Consider the following 17,346-nt stretch of genomic DNA (forward strand, 5'->3'; position numbering starts at 1 on the left):
GATCACTCGTGCTCCGTAAGTCCGGCCTCCGGCTTCAGCGGGCGTTCCGGAACGTAGGAGTTCCGTCCCCATCCCGCCCGTCGTTCATGTCAGCCCCCCGTGAGGAACGAGAAGTCGACGTTGGCTCCGTAGACGAATCCGACAGTGAGAAGAACGAGAGTGCCGGGAAGGAGGAACGTGGTCACCGCGAACGTGGCCTTCGGGATCGCCCTGGCCGCCTTGCGGCGGGCGTTCTGGGCGTCGGTGCGGCGCATGTCGTTGGCGATCTGAATGAGCGTCTCGACGATCGGCGCGCCCAGCTCCTCGCCCTGCTGGAGCGTCGTGACGAACATGGCGACCTGTTCGGAGTCGTTGCGTCTGCGCAGTTCCTCGAAGGCCTGGCGGCGGCTGACGCCCATGTCCATCTGCCGGAGGGTGATGCGCAGCTCGTCCGACCAGGGGCCTTCGTACTTCTCCGCGACCCGGTCCAGCGCCTGCCGGAAGCCCAGCCCGGCGGAGACGACGACGGCCAGCACGTCGAGGAAGTCCGGCAGGGTCCGCTCGATGTGCTCACGGCGCACTCGGATCGCCGACCAGATCCCGGCCTCCACCCAGAACAGGCCGAAGGCGACCATCAGCAGGGCCAGGAACAACTGGCCGCGCAGGAGCATCGAGAACGCGCCGAGGAGGCCCAGCGCTCCGTAGACCGCGCGGCGGGCCGCGTAACGGTCGAGGGTGAGGCCGCCGGGGTTGCCCGCCAGGTCGATCTGGCGGCGCTTCTTGTTGACGGCCTTGGGGCCCATCATCCGCAGCACCAAGGGGGCCCAGCGGATGCCGAGGCGGTCGATGCCGGAGCCGACCGCACTGGTGCGGGAGGCCCCGGACTCCAGGGCGACGGCCAAATCGCTGGGGAGTTTGGCGTCGGCCCGGTACATCCGGATGCCGTGGATGGCCCCGTAGACGGCGAGGCCGACGACCAGGGCTAGCAGCAGGTCCATGGCGGTTCTTCTCCCAGCTCGTCAGACGTCGATACGGGACAGGCGGCGGATAACCATGAAGCCGATGGCGTACAGAGCGATGGCCACGACCACCGCCACCTGGCCGAAGAACGCCCCCGTCATGCGGTCCAGCGCCCCGGGCATGACCGCGTTCATCAGCAGCATCGCCCCGATTCCGAAGAGGGGTACCGCGTACGCGGTCACGGTGACCTGGGAGAGCTGGGTCTTGACCTCGCGGCGGGTCTCCTTGCGCTCCTCCAGGGTCTCGGTGAGGTTGCGCAGCGAGCTGACGACCGTACCGCCGGCCCGGTTGGAGAGAACCAGCGTGGTGACGAGAACGACGAGTTCGCGGGACGGCAGGCGGTCGGTCAGCTCGCTGAGCGCGTCCTCCAGGGGCTCGCCGACGGCCAGCCGCCTGGCGACCCGGGCCAGCTCCTCGCCGGCCGGGTCCTCCAGTTCCTCGGCCGCCATCGACAGGGAGGTACGCAGGGCCAGGCCCGCCTGGGTCGCGTTGGCGAGGATCCGGGAGAGCTCGGGGAGCTGGTTGATGAAGCGCTCGGTGCGCTTGACCCGCTGCCAGTTGAGGAACGCGTTGGTGCCCCAGAGACCGATCAGGGCGGCGACCGGGCCGAAGAACGCGGCGAGCAGGGAGGAGGCGATCATCCAGAGCCCCGCCATCGCGACGAGCGCGTAGACGAAGAACTCGCCGGGTGTGATGTCCATGCCGGTCGCCGCGAGCTTCAGCTCCAGTCTCCGGCCGAGCGCGGTGGCGCGCAGTCTGCGGTCGAAACCCTTGAAGCGGCGGCGGCGGCCCGTCTCCGGGATCTGCCCGACGTGGGAGAGCCGGTCGACGAGGGCGTCGCGGTCGGCCTTGCCGCCGGAGTAGGCGTGCAGGCCGATCACGCCGAGGACGCAGGCCAGCAGCGTGACGCCGACGGTGACCAGGGGGAGGTTGACGTTGTCCATGGCTCGGTACCTAGTTGGCCTCTCGGGTGGCGAGCTGTTCGGCGGACTGGGCGACGCCGAACGCCTGCGGGATGGGCTGACTGGCCAGGTAGAGGCGCTCGGCGAGCTTCCGGGGCAGCGGGAGGTACTGGAAGTCGCCGTAGATGCGGCCGTCGGGGGCCATCGGCTGGGCGTTGAACCGTGCGACCGTGACGATGCGGTACGGGTCGCGGCCGTGCGAGTCGAGGACGGCGATCTCGGTGATCTTCCTGGTGCCGTCGGCGTGCCGGGTGAGCTGGACGATCACGTCGACGGCGCTGTTGATCTGGTCGTGCAGTGCCTCGAAGGGGATCTCGACCTCCGACATCGAGGCGAGGGTCTGGAGACGCATCAGCGCGTCCTCGGCGCTGTTGGCGTGCACGGTGGCCAGCGAACCGTCGTGACCGGTGGACATCGCCTGGAGCATGTCGAGGGACTCGCCGCCTCGGACCTCACCGACGACGATGCGGTCGGGGCGCATACGCAGCGAGTTGCGGACCAGGTCGCGGATGGTGATCTGGCCCTTGCCCTCGACGTTCGCCGGGCGGGTCTCCAGCCGGATCACGTGGCTCTGCTGGAGCTGGAGCTCGGCGGAGTCCTCGATCGTGACGATGCGCTCGATGTTCGGGATCAGCCCGGACAGCGCGTTGAGGAGGGTCGTCTTGCCGGTGCCGGTGGCTCCCGAGACGATGATGTTGAGCTTGGCCTGCACCAGTCCGGCGAGCAGGACCAGCATCTGTTCGTCCAGCGAGCCGAAGCCGATCATCTCCTGGAGCGTGAAGGAGCGCGGGAACCGCCGGATGGTGAGCGTCGCACCGGTCAGCGAGAGCGGCGGGATGATCACGTTGACACGTTCACCGCTGGGCAGGCGGGCGTCGACCATCGGGTTGGACTCGTCGACCCGGCGGTTGACGGTCGACACGATCCGCTCGATGGTCTGCATCAGCTGTTCGTGGGAACCGAAGCGCATGGGGAGCTGTTCGACCTTGCCGTTGCGCTCGACGAAGATCTGGTCGGGGCCGTTGACCATGATCTCGGTGATGGACGCGTCTTCCAGGAGCGGTTCCAGGATGCCGAGTCCGAGCGCCTCGTCGACGACGCGGCGGATCAGCTGCGAGCGCTCGACGGTGGAGAGGACCGGGCCCTCGCGGCTGATGATGTGGCCGAGGACGCGCTCCAGCCGGGCCCGCCGGTCGGCGGCGGCCAGCGAGGACATCTCCGCGAGGTCGATCTCCTCCAGCAGCTTGGCCCGGTAGGTGGCCACCAGGTGGCCGTCCTCCCGTGCCCCGGCCTGTTCCTCAGGAGCGGTCATGCGTGCCCGCAGGCTCATCGGCGTAACTCTCCTCGGTGTTCACGGACGGTGCTGGTCCGGCAGGTGCGGTCGGTCCGGCCCCGGTCAGGGCCGTAGGTGGGGGTGGGGGTGGGAGGTCAGAAACCGGTCCGGGACTTCTCGTTGGGCATGGTCGTGCTCCGCTCGGCCCACCAGTCGTCCAGTCCGGGCACCACGGAGGGCACCTTGACCCGGACTGTGACCGTGATGTCCTGGCCGCCGCTCCTGCGGTAGCGGAATCCGCCCTCCTCCACCCAGTCGCTCACGGCGTCGCGGGCGTTGGACCGACCGCTGCCCCGGGCGTCCACGCTGGCTTCCGTACGGGCTCCGGCGCGTGCGGCCGTACCCGCCTGGTTGGCGGCGTACGCGGCCAGGCCCAGCTGGATGGCCGCCATCGCGACGAGGAGCAGCAGGGGGAGGAAGCCGAGGTACTCCATGGCGACCTGGCCCCGGTCGCCCCTCGCGCGCGCGAAACGGGCGCGCCCGCTGTACGGATGCGTCGTCATCGCTGATCCTCCCTCGGGGATCCGGCCTTGCCGGTGATCTCGGTGTCGAGGTCGAACAGGCCCGGCACCAGCACCGGGACCTTCAGTTTCACCGTGGCCTCGTACAGGCCGCTGCCGCCGCCGCACCGCACCGACGCCTCGTCGGCCCAGGCGTCGGGGAGGTCCTTCATCGCGCCTTCCCGGCACGCCGCCCTCGCCCCGTACTCCGCCCCGCTGCCCTTGCGCGCGCCCACGTCGGCCGCGTTGCCCGCGAGGCTGAATGTGTAGCCGATCAGGGCGCACTCCCAGAGCACGAGCATGATCAGGATGATGAAGGGGGTCATGCCCAGGAACTCGATCGCGGTCTGTCCGCGGTCCCAGTCCCGCCTTCGGGTCCGGTGCCCGGTCCCGGCCCCGGCCCCGTTCCCGGTCCCGTTCCCGGCCCCGTCGCCGGTCCGCTTCCCGTTCCCGTTCCCGTTCCGGCGGTCACGTAGGACGGCGATCCGCCCCCGTATGCCGCTTCGTGCCGTCCTTGTGGTGGTCATCGCTCAACGTGTCCCCTCGGAGTCTCCGAGTCCGCGGCCGGAGCCGTCGCGCCGGCGGCGCGGGCGTCCGATCGAGCCCCGGTCGTTCTTCGGAGCGCCGCTGTTCCGCTTGACCAGGGCGCTGCCGCTCTTCTTCGCCGTCGCGCTCTCCTTGACGATGCCCAGCTCTCCGGCCAGGCCCCAGAGCGCCTGCTTGACCGTGCTCTTGGCGTCCAGTTCGTGCAGGCGTCCGGAGTCGATGGACGCCTGGAGCTCCTTGAAGTTCGCGGGAATCGCCGCCGAGGCGACCCGGGTCCCGGTGATCTTCTGGATCAGCTGCGGCTGGATCTCCGTGTTGCGGGTGAAGCGGTTGACGAGGGTGACCGTCTCCTCGGCCTTGCGGATCTGGAGCCGTTCCCACATCCGTACGATGCGTTTCGCGCCGCGCACCGCGATCACGTCCGGGGTCGTGACCAGCAGGGCCACGTCCGCCATCTCGATGGCCGCGGCGTTGGCCCCGTTCATCTGGCCGCCGCAGTCGATGACGACGATCTCGTAGCGGGTACGGAGCGCGCTGACGATCTGGCGGGCCGAGCGGTCGCTGACCTCCTCGCCGCGTTCGCCCTCGCCGGGGGCGAGGAGCAGGGCGAGGCCGGTGGAGTGGGAGAACACCGCGTCCGACAGCACCCGGGGCGAGATGTCGGTGATCAGGGCGAGGTCGACCAGGGAGCGGCGGAACTGGACGTCGAGGAACGAGGCGATGTCCCCGGTCTGGAGATCCATGTCCACCAGCGCCACCGTGTTGCCGGACGCCTGGGCGGCCAGGGCGAGCTGGATGGCGGTGACGGTCGCGCCGACGCCGCCCTTCGCGCCGGTGACCGTGACCACCGTGCCGCCGGGGCCGGTGAAGACGTCGTTCGCGGAGGTGAGGTGGCGTCGGACGCCGGAGGACCACTGGGCGGCCGCCTGGACGCGGTTGGCCAGTTCCTCGTAGCTCAGCGGCAGGGTGACCAGGCCGCGCGCCCCGGAGTCCATCGCGTCGGCGAAGAGGCTGGGGCTGGCGTCCGCGGTGATCATGACGACGCCGACGGACGGGAACCTCATCGACACCTCCCGGATCAGCTCCAGAGCCGGCACCGGGCCGATCCGCTCGTGGACCAGCACCACCTCGGGCAGCTCGTCGATCGCCTCGCCCGCGAGGCGGGCCAGCGTGTCGATGAGCTGGGTGGAGTCGCCGACCGGGGTCGCCGGTTCGGCGTCGGGCAGCTGGCTGAGCAGGGTGGTGACGGATCGGGCCGCGTCGAGGTCACCGACGGCGGGGAGGATTCTGGTGGTCATCCCATCCTCACTTGTCCTTGTCGAGCGTGTAGGTGCGGTCCCCCGGACGGATGGTGCCGTCGCTGCCCGGGGCGACGAGCGCGAGACGCACGTGCTCCGCGAAGGACTCGGCGTAGGCGACGCGCTGGGTGTCCAGCGTGTTCAGGGCGAAGGTGATCGGCACGGCCTCGGTCGCCCGGGTACCCCGGTCGTCCGCGCTGGGGTCCAGGGCGGTCAGCTCGCCGACGTCCAGCACCTTGGCGTTGGAGACGATGACCTTGGACTGGGCCGCGTCGCCCTGCTCCTCACCGGCGAACGTGGCGTAGATGTTGACCGTCGCGCCCGGTGTGATCTTGCCCGCGACGCCGGTCGATGCGTCGATCATGATGGCGATCTCCTGCTCACCGGCGCGGAGTTCGGGCTTGCGGACCATCATGTCCGACTGGAGCAGGGAGCCTTCGCGGAGCTCGGTGACCGCGATCTTCGATTCGACCTCCCGCAGGTCGGTCACGGCGTTCTCCGAGAGCCAGCGTTTGGGCATCTTGATCTTCTCGAACTGGCCGCTGTTCAGGGCTGTGTACGGAGCCACGTTGGTCTTCAGCTGGTACGCCGTCACCTCGGGCCCGACCTTCGAGTTGACGTCGCTGATCACCGAGAGCACGCCGGCGAAGGCCGCGAAGGCACACAGGACCGACAGGAGCAGGAGTATCACGCCGCGGCGCTGGCGGGAGTTCATGGTCCGGACAACCTCGTTCGAATCGGATGCGTGGGACGGACTGCGGACAGAGAGAGCGGTGCGGTGCTGTGCTGTGCGGTGCTGCGCGGTGCAGCGGTTACGCGCATACATCTGCGGTGGCGCTGTGGAGCGGTGGAACGGTGGAAGTGGGGCGGTTACGCGCTTACATCTGCGGTGGAGCGCTGCTGCGGGCCGATCGGAGCGGGGGCGGTCTCGTACGGGCAGTACGGGCAGTACGGGCGGTACAACGGGTACGGGCAGTGCGGGCAGGAACCGGGAGGAGCGGGTCCTGCGGGGAGGAGCGGTCTCGCTAGGGGCCCGGTGATTCGCCGGCCCCGTGGTGGAGGACACCGGTGGGGAGCGCGCGGTTCTCCGAAGCCGCGAGAGGAGCGGAACAGAATGCGCAGCGGTCGCCGATGAGTTCCATGGCACACCAGTGGCACTTTTCCCGACGCACGGAGGAGACCAACTGGTAGAGCACGGCGAGGTCCGGGAGATGGGCGGCGAACTCCACCAGCTTTCCCGTGCCCCACCAGCGCGGTGAGTCGGACGGGACCGTGGCATCGTGAATGGCCTGGACCTTCCAGGCGGGCGCGAGGGTCTCCCGTACCCAGTCCGACTGCAGATTCCCTTTGGCGACCAGAAGATGCGTACCAAAATCCGGTCCCGTCGGCGGTTCGACGGTCGGGCCCACCTTCACCAACTGCGACTCGGGACCGGCGAGCACGGCGAACTGGGATCCGGGGACCCAGGACGTGGCGTGGCTCTTGAGGCTGACCGGGACCCGGTCGAGCCGGGCGACGGAGTTGAGGAGTGCACCCGCGTAGATGTAGTGCGAGAGCAGCCGGGCGGCGGAGGCGACCACCCCGGGGCTGAAGTCGCAGATGGACAACTGTCGGAGCTGGCGCACCAGTACGGCGAGGCCGAGGGGCGGGAGGTCCACCTTGACCAGGGCGATCCGGTCGCTCTCCAGCACCGAGCGGATGGAGTGGAGGCGACGCTCGTGCTCGGGCCGGATGCCCGAGGGATAGAGGGCGATCACATACCCGTGCTGTTCCAGGAGCAGGTGCATGTCGCCGATCGCCAGCTCCAGCGCCTGGGCCTCGGGGGCCTGGAGCAGAGCGGCGGTCGGCGTCTGCTGGTCGGTGGGCGGCAGCACCAGGTCTGCGCTCGTCACTGCTATTGCGGTCGGCACGCTCTTCCCCGTTTCGGCTCCGGTCGACGTGGGGACGTCGGCCGCAATCGCTCCTGCTCCGTGCTCCTGACCCAGCACTTTAGCCACGTCTCACCAGGCAGAGAACAGTTATCGGAGACCAGTACGGCATCATACGAACACCGTTCCTACGGGGCCCGGGTGCTAAACGGGACGAAATCGATTCCGTCCAACTCCGCTGTCATTGCGGAGCGTTACCGAAGCCTGTGTCCGGTTCTCGATCAGGTATCCATTCGCGCACGTCAGCCTGGATTCCGAGGCGTCGGCCTCGTTTTCGTAAGGGCGTTTCCGTGACCGCCGGAAGATCTCCCACAAGATCACCCGTGCGGGGGGCGATGTGCGGTCGCGGGGGCGGTTCCCGGCGGAGAGAACCCCGCCGGGAACCGCCCCGGCACCCTGCCGGAGCCTCGGGCGCCCCGCGGCGCGACCTCGCACCCACGTTCGCTCAAGGCGTTTTACCGCCAGAGGTCTTGACAACTTGATTGGTCTGGACCAGTTTTATGCGCCAAGCGGTGGCCACCGCCCCCGGCCGGACACCCCGTGTTCAACGTCCCCGGTTCAATACCCCCTGCACCACCGCCGTACGACATCCCCGCTACCCGCCCGGCCCACCCCGTGCAGCCCCGGCCGCCCGTCGTCCGTCCGGCACTCCTGCACGACCCCCGCCAGGCCACCAACTCCCCACGGAGGAACCAGTGGAACGCTCCGCAGGCAGCAGTCGCAGAAGGCGTCGTCGCTCCCGTCCCGTCCTCGGCGGCACCATGGCCGTCATCGCCGCCGCGGCCCTGACCGTCACGGGACTCGTCAGCACCGCCCAGGCCGCCGACGTCAACAACGCCAAGAACGCGGGCTTCGAGTCGGGCCTCGCCAACTGGACCTGCGCCGGGAACAGCGGCACCGTCGTCTCCTCCCCCGTGCACGGGGGTACGTCGGCGCTGAAGGCCACCCCGGCCGGCCAGGACAACGCCAAGTGTTCGCAGGCCGTCAAGGTGAAGCCCAACTCGACGTACGCGCTCTCCTCCTGGGTGCAGGGCGGCTACGCCTACCTCGGCGTGAGCGGCACCGGAACCACCGACGTCTCCACCTGGACGCCGGGCTCCGCCACCTGGACCAAGCTGTCCACCAGCTTCAAGACCGGCGCGAACACCACCTCGGTGACCGTCTACACCCACGGCTGGTACGGGCAGGCCGCCTACCTCGCCGACGACTTCGAGGTGACCGGCCCCGACGGCGGTGGCGGCGAGGAGCCCGGCCCGGTCATCCCGGCGGCTCCCGGGGGCCTCGCGGCAGGTGCCACGACCAAGTCCTCCGTCGCCCTGACCTGGAACGCGGTCTCCGGCGCCACGGGCTACAAGGTGTACCGGGACGGTGTGCAGGCCACCACCTCCACCGGAACCTCGGCGACCGTCACGGGGCTCACCGCTGACACCGCCTACCAGTTCTCGGTGAGCGCCACCAACGCAGCCGGTGAGTCGGTCAAGTCGGCCGCCGTCAGCGCCCGTACGGCCAAGGAGGGTACGGGCCCCGGCCCCGGGCCCTCCGTGCCCAAGCACGCGGTGACCGGCTACTGGCAGAACTTCAACAACGGCGCGGCCGTCCAGAAGCTCAGCGACGTCCCGGCCGACTACGACATCATCGCGGTCTCCTTCGCGGACGCCACGGCGACCCAGGGCGCGGTCACCTTCAACCTGGACACCGCCGGGCTGAACGGCTACACCGACGCCCAGTTCCGTTCGGACATCAAGGCCAAGCAGACGGCCGGCAAGAACGTCATCATCTCGATCGGCGGCGAGCTGGGCACGGTCCGCGTCGACAGCGACGCCTCCGCCACCGCGTTCGCCAACTCGGTGTACGCACTGATGCAGGACTACGGCTTCAACGGGGTCGACATCGACCTGGAGAACGGCCTCAACGCCACCTACATGACGAAGGCGCTGCGCCAGCTGTCGGCAAAGGCGGGCCCCGGGCTGGTCCTCACGATGGCCCCGCAGACCCTCGACATGCAGTCGACGTCGGGTGAGTACTTCAAGACGGCGCTCAACGTCAAGGACATCCTGACCGTCGTCAACATGCAGTACTACAACAGCGGTTCGATGCTCGGCTGCGACGGCAAGGTCTACTCGCAGGGCTCGGTGGACTTCCTCACCGCGCTCGCCTGCATCCAGCTGGAGGGCGGTCTCGACCCGTCCCAGGTCGGCATCGGCGTCCCCGCCTCCACCCGCGGCGCGGGCAGCGGCTACGTCTCCCCGTCGATCGTGAACGCGGCGCTGGACTGCCTCACCAAGGGCACCAACTGCGGCTCGTTCAAGCCGTCCAAGACCTACCCGTCGCTGCGCGGTGCGATGACCTGGTCGACGAACTGGGACGCGACGGCCGGGTTCGCCTGGTCGAAGGCGGTCGGACCGCACGTCCGCAGCCTGCCGTAGCGACACCGCACCACCCGGAACCCGCAGCGCCGCCGCTCCCCCGGCGGCGCTGCGGCGTTACGTCGGCGACCACCCGGTCACCAGGGCCAGGCCACCGGGTCACCGGTCACGGGGTCGCCAGGGCCCGGGGTCACCAGGGCCCGGGATCACCAGGGCCCGGGATCACCAGGGCCCGGGATCACCAGGGCCCGGGATCACCAGGGCAGTTCGCGCACCTGCTGGACGCACAGCACGACGAACAGCAGCCCGGACAGGGCGAGCATCCCGTTGCTGAGCCATCCATTGCGCCATTCCCCGGGCGTACGGGAGGAGTTGAGCAGCCAGAGCAGGGTCAGTGCGAGGAACGGCATGAAGAACGCGCCGAGCACCCCGTAGGCGATGACCAGACCGAAGGGCTCGTCCAGCCAGAGCAGGGTCATCGGCGGGAAGGTCAGCCACAGGAGGTACGCGCGGAACGGCAGCGACCGCTGCCGACGCTCCGCGACACCCGGACCCTCGTGCCCCTCGTGCCCCTCGGTCTCCGCCGCACCGACCGCCGAAGCCCGGAACCGCTCCACGAAGTCGGCGAACATCAGGCTGACCCCGTGCCAGACGCCGATCAGCGACGAGAACGACGTGGCGAAGAAGCCCACCAGGAAGAGCTTGGCGGTGCCCGCGCCGAAACGGTCCTCCAGCACCTTGCCCAGGTCGATCAGCCCGCGGTCGCCGGAGGTGAGGGCGACCTGCGAGGCGTGCAGCAGCTCGGCGCCGACGATGAGCATCGCCACGACGAAGACCCCGGTGGTGATGTAGGCGACCCGGTTGTCGAGCCGCATCACCTTCATCCAGGAGGAGTTGCTCCAGCCCTTGGCGTTGACCCAGTACCCGTACGCGGCCATGGTGATCGTGCCGCCGACGCCGCCGATCAGCCCGAGGGTGTAGAGGAGCGAGCCGTCCGGGAGCACGGGCAGCAGCCCGGCGAAGGAGGCCCCGACGTCCGGCACGACGCGGGCGGCCACGTAGACGACCACCACGAACATGATGCCGATCAGGACCGTCATGACCTTCTCGAAGACGGCGTACCGGTTGAACCAGACGAAGGCCAGCCCGATCAGCCCGGTGACGATCGCCCAGAACTTCAGCCCGGGACCGTCGGGGAACAGTGCCACGATGGGCAGGGCGCTGGAGGACATGGCCGTCGCCCCGTAGATGAAGCCCCAGAGCACGACGTAGACCGCGAAGTACACCGTGGTCCAGGGGCCCAGGCTGCGCCAGCCGTCGAAGAGCGTCCGGCCGGTCGCCAGATGCCAGCGGCCGGCCGCCTCGGCGAGCGAGATCTTGACGACGCAGCCGATCACCGCCGCCCACATCAGGGTGTATCCGAACTTGCTGCCCGCGATCAGCGTCGCGACCAGGTCGCCGGCCCCGACCCCGGTCGCCGCGACGACGATGCCGGGGCCGATGTACTTCCAGCTGGACTTACGTGGTCGGGAGGCCGGCTCCCCTGTCCCTGTGGTTGCGCTTGTCTCCGCCATGCCGATCAAGGAAGCGTAATCGGCGGGACAGCACAAGGGGCGCGCACGGAACCGGCACACACGGGGAGGGGGAACGACCCCGTGTGTGCCGGTTCGCCAAGGGCTGTCCCGCCTGTCCCGGCGGGATCAGATGACCAGGCTGAGCAGCGCCGCGACGACGAAGCCCGCGACCGAGAGCACCGTCTCCAGGACGGTCCAGGACTTCAGGGTGTCGCGCTCGCTGATGCCGAAGTACTTCGACACCATCCAGAAGCCGCCGTCGTTCACGTGCGAGGCGAAGATCGAGCCCGCCGAGATCGCCATGATGATCAGCGCGAGGTGGGGCTGGGACAGGCCCTGGCCCTCGACCAGCGGGACCACGATGCCGGCCGTCGTGACGATCGCGACGGTGGCCGAGCCCTGGGCGACGCGCAGGACGACCGAGATCAGCCAGGCGAGCAGGATGACCGGCAGGCCGACGTCGTTGAAGGTGTCGGCCAGCGCGTCGGCGATACCGCTGCCCTTGAGGACCGCGCCGAAGATGCCGCCCGCGCCGACCACCAGCAGGATGTTGCCGACGGGCTTGAGCGAGGACGTGGAGACCGATTCCAGGGACTTGCGGGACCAGCCGCGCCGGATGCCCAGCAGGTAGTACGCGAGGAACAGGGCGATCGTCAGGGCGACGAACGGGTTGCCGAAGAACTCGACCACCGAGCGGAGCGTGGAGGGGTCCAGGGCGATGGAGGAGAACGTCGCGGCGAGGATCAGGATCAGCGGGGTGCCGATGATCGCGAGGACCGTGCCGAGCGGGACCGGCTTCTCGTGCGGGGTGACCCCGGCGGCGCGCTGTTCGGCGGCGACGGCGGCCTTGGCCTCCGCGGCGGCCTCCACCATGTCCTGCGGTACGTCGACGAAGATCCGCTTGCCGATCCAGGCGGCGTACGCCCAGGCGGCGATGACCGACGGGATGCCGACGACGACGCCCATCAGGATGACCCAGCCGAGCGAGACGTTGAAGAGTCCGGCGGCGGCCACCGGCCCCGGGTGCGGCGGCAGGAACGCGTGGGTCATCGACAGACCCGCCAGCAGCGGCATCGCGTAGAGCAGGATCGATTTTCCGGAGCGCTTGGCGGCGGCGTACACGATCGGCGCGAGGACGAAGATGCCGACGTCGAAGAAGACCGGGATGCCGAAGACGAGGCCCGTCATTCCCATGGCGAGCGGGGCGCGCTTCTCGCCGAAGGCGTTCAGCAGGCGTGCGCTCAGCACCTCCGCTCCGCCGGACACTTCGAGGATCGCGCCGAGCATGGTGCCGAGCCCGATGATGATCGCGACGTGGCCGAGGATGCCGCCCATGCCGGACTCGATGACCGAGACGGCGGCGGATTTCTGCACGGTGCCGAAGAGTTCGGTGACCGAGAGTCCGGCGCTGAGGCCGACGGCTATGGAGACCGCGAGCAGGGCGACGAACGGCTGGAGTCTGACCTTGATGATCAGGAAGAGCAGGAGGGCGATGCCGAGGGCGGCGATGGTCAGCAGTCCGGCGGTGCCGTCGATCAGGAGGAGCAGGCCACCGGTGTGCGGTGGCGCCTCGACCGGCGGCGGGGTGGCGGCGAGCAGCATGGGGACTCCGGTGGTGCTGGAGGGCAGGGGGGAGCGCGGCACGGCGCCCCCGGGGAGCGGGGCGCCGTGCCGTACGGCGTGCTGGAGCGGTCCTGCGGGTGGGGCGAAGCGATCAGCGGGGGCCTGCGATCAGGGGGCGGGGGTCGGCGGGCCGGGGCGGTCGGCGGGCCGGGGCAGTCGGCCGACCGAAGGGGTCGGCCGACCGAGGGGACGGCGTGGCCGGGGTGGTCAACTGACCGAGATGGTCAGCGGGCCCGGGTGGTCAGCGGACCGAGTGGTCAACTGACCGAGTGGTCGGCGGACCCGGGTGGTCGGCGGACCGAGTGGTCGGCGGACCCGGGTGGTCAGCTGAGCACCGCGAGGGCGTCGATCTCGATGAGCAGACCCTTGGGCAGGCCGACGTAGACCGTCGTGCGGGCCGAGGGGGCCTCCTTGAGGTTCTGCTCGGAGAAGTACGTGTTGTAGATCTCGTTCATCTCCGCGAAGTGGTCCACGTCCGTGAGGTAGACGCGCATCATCATCACGTCGTCCCAGCTCGCGCCGCCCTCCTCCAGGATCGCCTTGACGTTGGCGAAGGTCTGGAGGGTCTGCTCGCGGAGCGTGGGGCCGGCGGGCGTCGGGGCCTGGCCCTCCACGGCAGGGAGGAAGCCGACCTGGCCGGCGACCTGGAGGATGTTCCCCTTCTTCACGCCGTGCGAGAACTTCGCGGGCGGCGCGGTGTGGGTGGAGGGGGTGAGGGCGGTCTTCTCGGTCATGGCTGATCAGGCTTTCTTGGGTCGGGTGGTGCCGGAGTACTCCCGGCTGATGGTCTCGGCGGTGCGCCGGACCAGCGGGAGCAGGGTGAGGAGTTCCTCGGCCGTGACGACCACATTGGGTGCGGACACCGACATGGCCGCGACGACCCGCCCGTCCGCGCCGCGAATGGGGGCGCCGATGCAGTTGATGGACTCCTCGTGGCCACCGAGGTCGGTGGCCCATCCCTGTTCGCGGACGACGGCGAGCTCCTTGAGGAACGCGGCGGCGTTGGGCGTCGAACGGGACGTGTACATGGGGTAGTCGAGCTTCTCGGCGATGACGCGCCGCTCGGGCTCGGTGAGGTCGGCCAGCAGCAGCTTGGCGACGGCCGCGACAGTGATCGCGACGGGCTTGCCGATCCGTGAGTACATCCGGACCGGGTAGCGACTCTCGACCTTGTCGATGTAGAGGACTTCCTGCTCCTCGTACACGGCGAGGTGGACGGTGTGCCCGCACCGGTCGTTCAGCGCGATCAGGTGGGAGTGGGCGATCTCGCGTACGTCGAGGTTCTCGACGGCCTCCTGCGCGAGCGCGAAGAGCCGGGCGCCGAGGCGGTAGCGCTGGTCCTCCTGGCGGTAGACGAGGCCGTGCTCGTGGAGCGTACGCAGCAGACGCAGCGCCGTGGACTTGTGGACCCCGAGCCGCTCGGCGACCTGGCCGAGGTCGGCGGGCCCCTGGGCGAGCAGCGGCAGGATGCTGAGTGCCCGGTCGACGGTCTGGCTCATGGTGTGCGTACCTCCTCGGCGGCCCGGTCGGCTGCGGTCCAGCCGGGGCCGAGACGAAGTCTCCCCCAGCCCTCGTCGTCGAGGGCCACGAGGCGGTCGGCGTGGTCGCGGGCGGGCGGGTCGGTGAGGTCGCCGGGGACGGTGAGGACGGCGGCGGCCATGAGGTGCCCGTGCCGGACCCGGTCCCGCACGGGCAGCCCGCGCAGGGTGGCGGAGAGGAACCCGGCGGCGAACGCGTCCCCGGCCCCGACGGCGGCCACGACGTCGACGCGGAGGGCGGGGACGAGAGTGACGGTGTCGGCGGCGGACTCGGCCCCGCCGGCACCCGTCGAGCCTGCCCCGGCGGCATTCCCGGCCCCGCCGCCCTCCGCGGAGCGCGAGGCCGGGGCATTCTCAGCCACTCCGCCCTCCGCGGAGCGCGAGGCCGGGGCATTCTCAGCCCCTCCGGCGATTGAGGAGCGGGGTCCGGGGCGGAGCCCCGAGGCGAACACCGTCGCGCCCGCGCTCCCCCGCTTCACGACGACCACGGCCGGCTCCGGCAGCGCCGCCCGGATCGCCTCCGCGCCGACGATCCCCCACGCCTCCTCCGCCTCGTCCTCGCCGACGAACACGAGGTCGGAGCGGCGGGCCAGCTCCAGCAGCACGGACGCGTCCGCGTCGCCGCCCCGCCACAGATGCGGCCGGTGGTTCACGTCGAACGACACCAACGGGCGCCCCGGCCGCGCGGCCGTCAGCTCCCGCAGCAGCGCCAGGCAGTCGGCGGACAGCGCGGCCGTGATCCCGGACAGGTGCAGGACGCGGCCCGCGAGGAGGTCCTCGTACGGCACGTTGTCCGGGGACATCGCGGAGGCGGCGGACCCGGCCCGGTAGTAGGCGACCTCGTGGGTGTCGGTCCCGCGGTCCGTCGCCGTGCGGAAGTAGATGCCGGTCGGACGGACCGGGTCCCGGCGGACGGCCGAGGTGTCGACCCCGTACGACGCGATCGTCTCGACGAGGTGGTCGCCGAAGCCGTCCGCGCCGACCCGTCCGACCCAGGCCGCCCGGTGCCCGGCGGCGGCGAGCGCGCAGGCCACGTTGGACTCGGCGCCGCCGATCCCGCGCCCGAAGGAGGGCACGTCGGCGAGGCGGCCGGGCTGCGAGGGCAGGAACGTCACCATGGACTCACCGAGACAGACGACATCGGTGCTCGTGGCGGCGTCGGCCGTCCCTGCTGCGGGTCCGGGCACTGGAGGGCTCCTCACTGATCGGCGTGCGGGCCGGTGGTCACCATTGACCGGGCATCGGCTCGGATGTTAGACAGCGTTGAGCGATATACGCAATGGGTGTTGCATATGTTGCAACGAACTTCGAGGAGCTCCCCTTGGCAGCCGAACGCCCCACCGGCCACACCGCCGCCCCCGCGCCTTCCGCCCCCGGCGTCTCCCCCGCGTCCCTGGCGTCCGGCCTCGCCGACGAACGCGTCGACCACCGCTTCAAGGCCCTGCCGCCGGACGCGGAGGGCCTGACGGTCGGGGCGCTGGCCGCCGAACGCCGCAACCTCTTCACCGGCGGGTTCACCACCCCCGTCCTCGCCCTCTCCGCCGAGTCGGTGGCCCACAACCTCGACCTCCTGGAGACGTACGCCGAGCGCCACGGCCTCGCGTTCGCCCCGCACGGCAAGACGTCCATGTCCCCGCAGCTCTTCGTGGACCAGCTGAAGCGCGGCGCGTGGGGCATCACGGCGGCCGTGCCCCACCAGGCCCGGGTCTACCGGGCGTACGGCATCGGGCGGATCTTCCTCGCCAACGAGCTGGTCGACGCCGTCGCCCTGCGCTGGCTGGCCGGCGAAATGACCGCCGACCCGGGGTTCCGCTTCGTCTGTTACGTCGACTCCGTGCGCGGCGTCGAGCTGATGGAGACGGCCCTCGGCGCGGCGGGCGCCACCCGCCCGGTCGACGTGGTCGTGGAGCTGGGCGCGGGCGTGGGCGCGCGCACCGGGGCCCGCACCGAGGCCGACTGCGCGGCGGTGGCCGACGCGGTGGCGGCGGCCGGTTCGCTGCGGCTGGTGGGCGTCGCCGGGTACGAGGGCGAGGTGCCGGACGCCTCCCCCGAGCGGGTACGGGAGTGGCTGCGGCGACTCGTCGGGCTCGCGGCCGACTTCGACGCGGCCGGCCGGTTCTCCGGCGCCGAGGAGATCGTCGTCAGCGCGGGCGGCAGCGCCTGGTTCGACGCGGTCGCGGACGCCTTCGCGGAGATCCCCGAACTGAGCGCCCCGGTGCTGAAGTTGCTCCGCTCCGGCGCGTACGTCTCGCACGACGACGGGCACTACAAGCACCTCACCCCGTTCAACCGCGTCCCCGAGGAGGGGGCGCTGGAGCCCGCCTTCCGCCTCTGGGCGCAGGTCGTCTCCCGCCCCTCCGGCGAGCAGGCGTTCCTGAACGCGGGCAAGCGCGACGCGGCGTACGACCTCGATCTGCCCGAGGCGCAGGTGGTCCGCTCCGGCCGGGACGGCTCGGTCAGGACCGCCACCGGGGTCACGGTCACCGGCCTCTCCGATCAGCACACCTGGGTGCGCACGGAGGCGGGCACGGAGCTGGAGGTGGGCGACTGGGTCGGCATGGGTCTCTCGCACCCCTGCACCAGTTTCGACAAGTGGCAGCTGATCCCGCTGGTCACGGCGGACGGCACGGTCACCGACTACATCCGCACGTTCTTCTAGAGCCGCGGGCCCGAGACATC

15 protein-coding genes are annotated in these 17,346 nt (G+C 70.4%); 2 read left to right on the forward strand and 13 right to left on the reverse strand.

Translation table 11 applies throughout. The features are described from left to right. Nucleotides 1–89: 89 nt before the first annotated feature. The 8 genes from N7925_RS11895 to N7925_RS11930 all read right to left on the reverse strand — a co-directional run bounded on the left by N7925_RS11895 (nucleotide 90) and on the right by N7925_RS11930 (nucleotide 7,530). Nucleotides 90–977 carry a DUF5936 domain-containing protein gene (locus tag N7925_RS11895; protein WP_265599627.1) on the reverse strand — a complete coding sequence of 296 codons (888 nt, stop codon included), beginning with the start codon at nucleotides 975–977 and terminating at the stop codon, nucleotides 90–92. A gap of 21 nt (nucleotides 978–998) precedes the next feature. Then, a complete protein-coding gene (locus N7925_RS11900; protein WP_265599628.1) occupies nucleotides 999–1,943 on the reverse strand; it encodes a type II secretion system F family protein in 945 nt (314 codons plus the stop codon). A gap of 10 nt (nucleotides 1,944–1,953) precedes the next feature. Continuing rightward, nucleotides 1,954–3,291 (reverse strand): CpaF family protein, encoded by a 1,338-nt coding sequence (locus N7925_RS11905; RefSeq protein WP_265599629.1) that lies wholly within the window; start codon nucleotides 3,289–3,291, stop codon nucleotides 1,954–1,956. A 98-nt stretch (nucleotides 3,292–3,389) separates the two neighbouring features. Beyond that, complete coding sequence (locus N7925_RS11910) at nucleotides 3,390–3,797, reverse strand: TadE/TadG family type IV pilus assembly protein (RefSeq protein WP_265599630.1); 408 nt, start codon at nucleotides 3,795–3,797, stop codon at nucleotides 3,390–3,392. Then, the gene (locus tag N7925_RS36165) at nucleotides 3,794–4,135 is read right to left on the reverse strand and encodes a septum formation initiator (protein ID WP_416222981.1); all 342 of its coding nucleotides are present in this window, start codon (nucleotides 4,133–4,135) and stop codon (nucleotides 3,794–3,796) included. The genes N7925_RS11910 and N7925_RS36165 overlap by 4 nt, the downstream gene beginning before the upstream one ends. Nucleotides 4,136–4,324: 189 nt before the next feature. Further along, on the reverse strand, nucleotides 4,325–5,638 hold the full coding sequence (locus N7925_RS11920; protein WP_265599632.1) for an AAA family ATPase: 1,314 nt from the start codon (nucleotides 5,636–5,638) through the stop codon (nucleotides 4,325–4,327). A 7-nt stretch (nucleotides 5,639–5,645) separates the two neighbouring features. After that, complete coding sequence (cpaB, locus tag N7925_RS11925; RefSeq protein WP_265599633.1) at nucleotides 5,646–6,353, reverse strand: Flp pilus assembly protein CpaB; 708 nt, start codon at nucleotides 6,351–6,353, stop codon at nucleotides 5,646–5,648. Between the two features lie 310 nt (nucleotides 6,354–6,663). Further along, complete coding sequence (locus tag N7925_RS11930; RefSeq protein WP_274343843.1) at nucleotides 6,664–7,530, reverse strand: hypothetical protein; 867 nt, start codon at nucleotides 7,528–7,530, stop codon at nucleotides 6,664–6,666. A gap of 731 nt (nucleotides 7,531–8,261) precedes the next feature. Here N7925_RS11930 and N7925_RS11935 point away from each other — a divergent pair. Then, the gene (locus N7925_RS11935; RefSeq protein WP_322784786.1) at nucleotides 8,262–9,992 is read left to right on the forward strand and encodes a chitinase; all 1,731 of its coding nucleotides are present in this window, start codon (nucleotides 8,262–8,264) and stop codon (nucleotides 9,990–9,992) included. Between the two features lie 194 nt (nucleotides 9,993–10,186). Here the strand turns inward: N7925_RS11935 and N7925_RS11940 are convergent, their stop codons facing one another. From N7925_RS11940 to N7925_RS11960, 5 genes are all read right to left on the reverse strand, one after another. Next, nucleotides 10,187–11,506: an Nramp family divalent metal transporter gene (locus tag N7925_RS11940; RefSeq protein WP_274343844.1), complete on the reverse strand. Its 1,320-nt coding sequence runs from the start codon at nucleotides 11,504–11,506 to the stop codon at nucleotides 10,187–10,189. 126 nt (nucleotides 11,507–11,632) lie between these two features. Beyond that, entirely contained in the window at nucleotides 11,633–13,108 is a 1,476-nt protein-coding gene (locus tag N7925_RS11945; RefSeq protein ID WP_274346440.1) for a GntP family permease, read from the reverse strand. Between the two features lie 344 nt (nucleotides 13,109–13,452). Next, the gene (locus N7925_RS11950; RefSeq protein ID WP_265599636.1) at nucleotides 13,453–13,863 is read right to left on the reverse strand and encodes a RidA family protein; all 411 of its coding nucleotides are present in this window, start codon (nucleotides 13,861–13,863) and stop codon (nucleotides 13,453–13,455) included. Between the two features lie 6 nt (nucleotides 13,864–13,869). After that, on the reverse strand, nucleotides 13,870–14,628 hold the full coding sequence (locus tag N7925_RS11955; RefSeq protein WP_265599637.1) for an IclR family transcriptional regulator: 759 nt from the start codon (nucleotides 14,626–14,628) through the stop codon (nucleotides 13,870–13,872). Continuing rightward, a complete protein-coding gene (locus tag N7925_RS11960; protein WP_274343845.1) occupies nucleotides 14,625–15,854 on the reverse strand; it encodes a sugar kinase in 1,230 nt (409 codons plus the stop codon). The genes N7925_RS11955 and N7925_RS11960 overlap by 4 nt, the downstream gene beginning before the upstream one ends. Nucleotides 15,855–15,988: 134 nt before the next feature. Here N7925_RS11960 and N7925_RS11965 point away from each other — a divergent pair, with 134 nt between their 5' ends. Further along, nucleotides 15,989–17,326 (forward strand): alanine racemase, encoded by a 1,338-nt coding sequence (locus tag N7925_RS11965; protein WP_274343846.1) that lies wholly within the window; start codon nucleotides 15,989–15,991, stop codon nucleotides 17,324–17,326. Nucleotides 17,327–17,346: the final 20 nt, after the last annotated feature.

The organism is Streptomyces sp. CA-278952 (assembly GCF_028747205.1).
In the GTDB taxonomy this organism is placed as follows: Bacteria; Actinomycetota; Actinomycetes; order Streptomycetales; family Streptomycetaceae; genus Streptomyces.

Coding starts and splice junctions, on each gene's coding strand:
- N7925_RS11955 (WP_265599637.1), bottom strand. CDS start 14,628: ATGAGCCAGACCGTCGACCGGGCACTCAGCATCCTGCCGCTGCTCGCC.
- N7925_RS11945 (WP_274346440.1), bottom strand. CDS start 13,108: ATGCTGCTCGCCGCCACCCCGCCGCCGGTCGAGGCGCCACCGCACACC.
- N7925_RS11920 (WP_265599632.1), bottom strand. CDS start 5,638: ATGACCACCAGAATCCTCCCCGCCGTCGGTGACCTCGACGCGGCCCGA.
- N7925_RS11905 (WP_265599629.1), bottom strand. CDS start 3,291: ATGAGCCTGCGGGCACGCATGACCGCTCCTGAGGAACAGGCCGGGGCA.
- N7925_RS11910 (WP_265599630.1), bottom strand. CDS start 3,797: ATGACGACGCATCCGTACAGCGGGCGCGCCCGTTTCGCGCGCGCGAGG.
- cpaB (WP_265599633.1), bottom strand. CDS start 6,353: ATGAACTCCCGCCAGCGCCGCGGCGTGATACTCCTGCTCCTGTCGGTC.
- N7925_RS11900 (WP_265599628.1), bottom strand. CDS start 1,943: ATGGACAACGTCAACCTCCCCCTGGTCACCGTCGGCGTCACGCTGCTG.
- N7925_RS11950 (WP_265599636.1), bottom strand. CDS start 13,863: ATGACCGAGAAGACCGCCCTCACCCCCTCCACCCACACCGCGCCGCCC.
- N7925_RS11940 (WP_274343844.1), bottom strand. CDS start 11,506: ATGGCGGAGACAAGCGCAACCACAGGGACAGGGGAGCCGGCCTCCCGA.
- N7925_RS11895 (WP_265599627.1), bottom strand. CDS start 977: ATGGACCTGCTGCTAGCCCTGGTCGTCGGCCTCGCCGTCTACGGGGCC.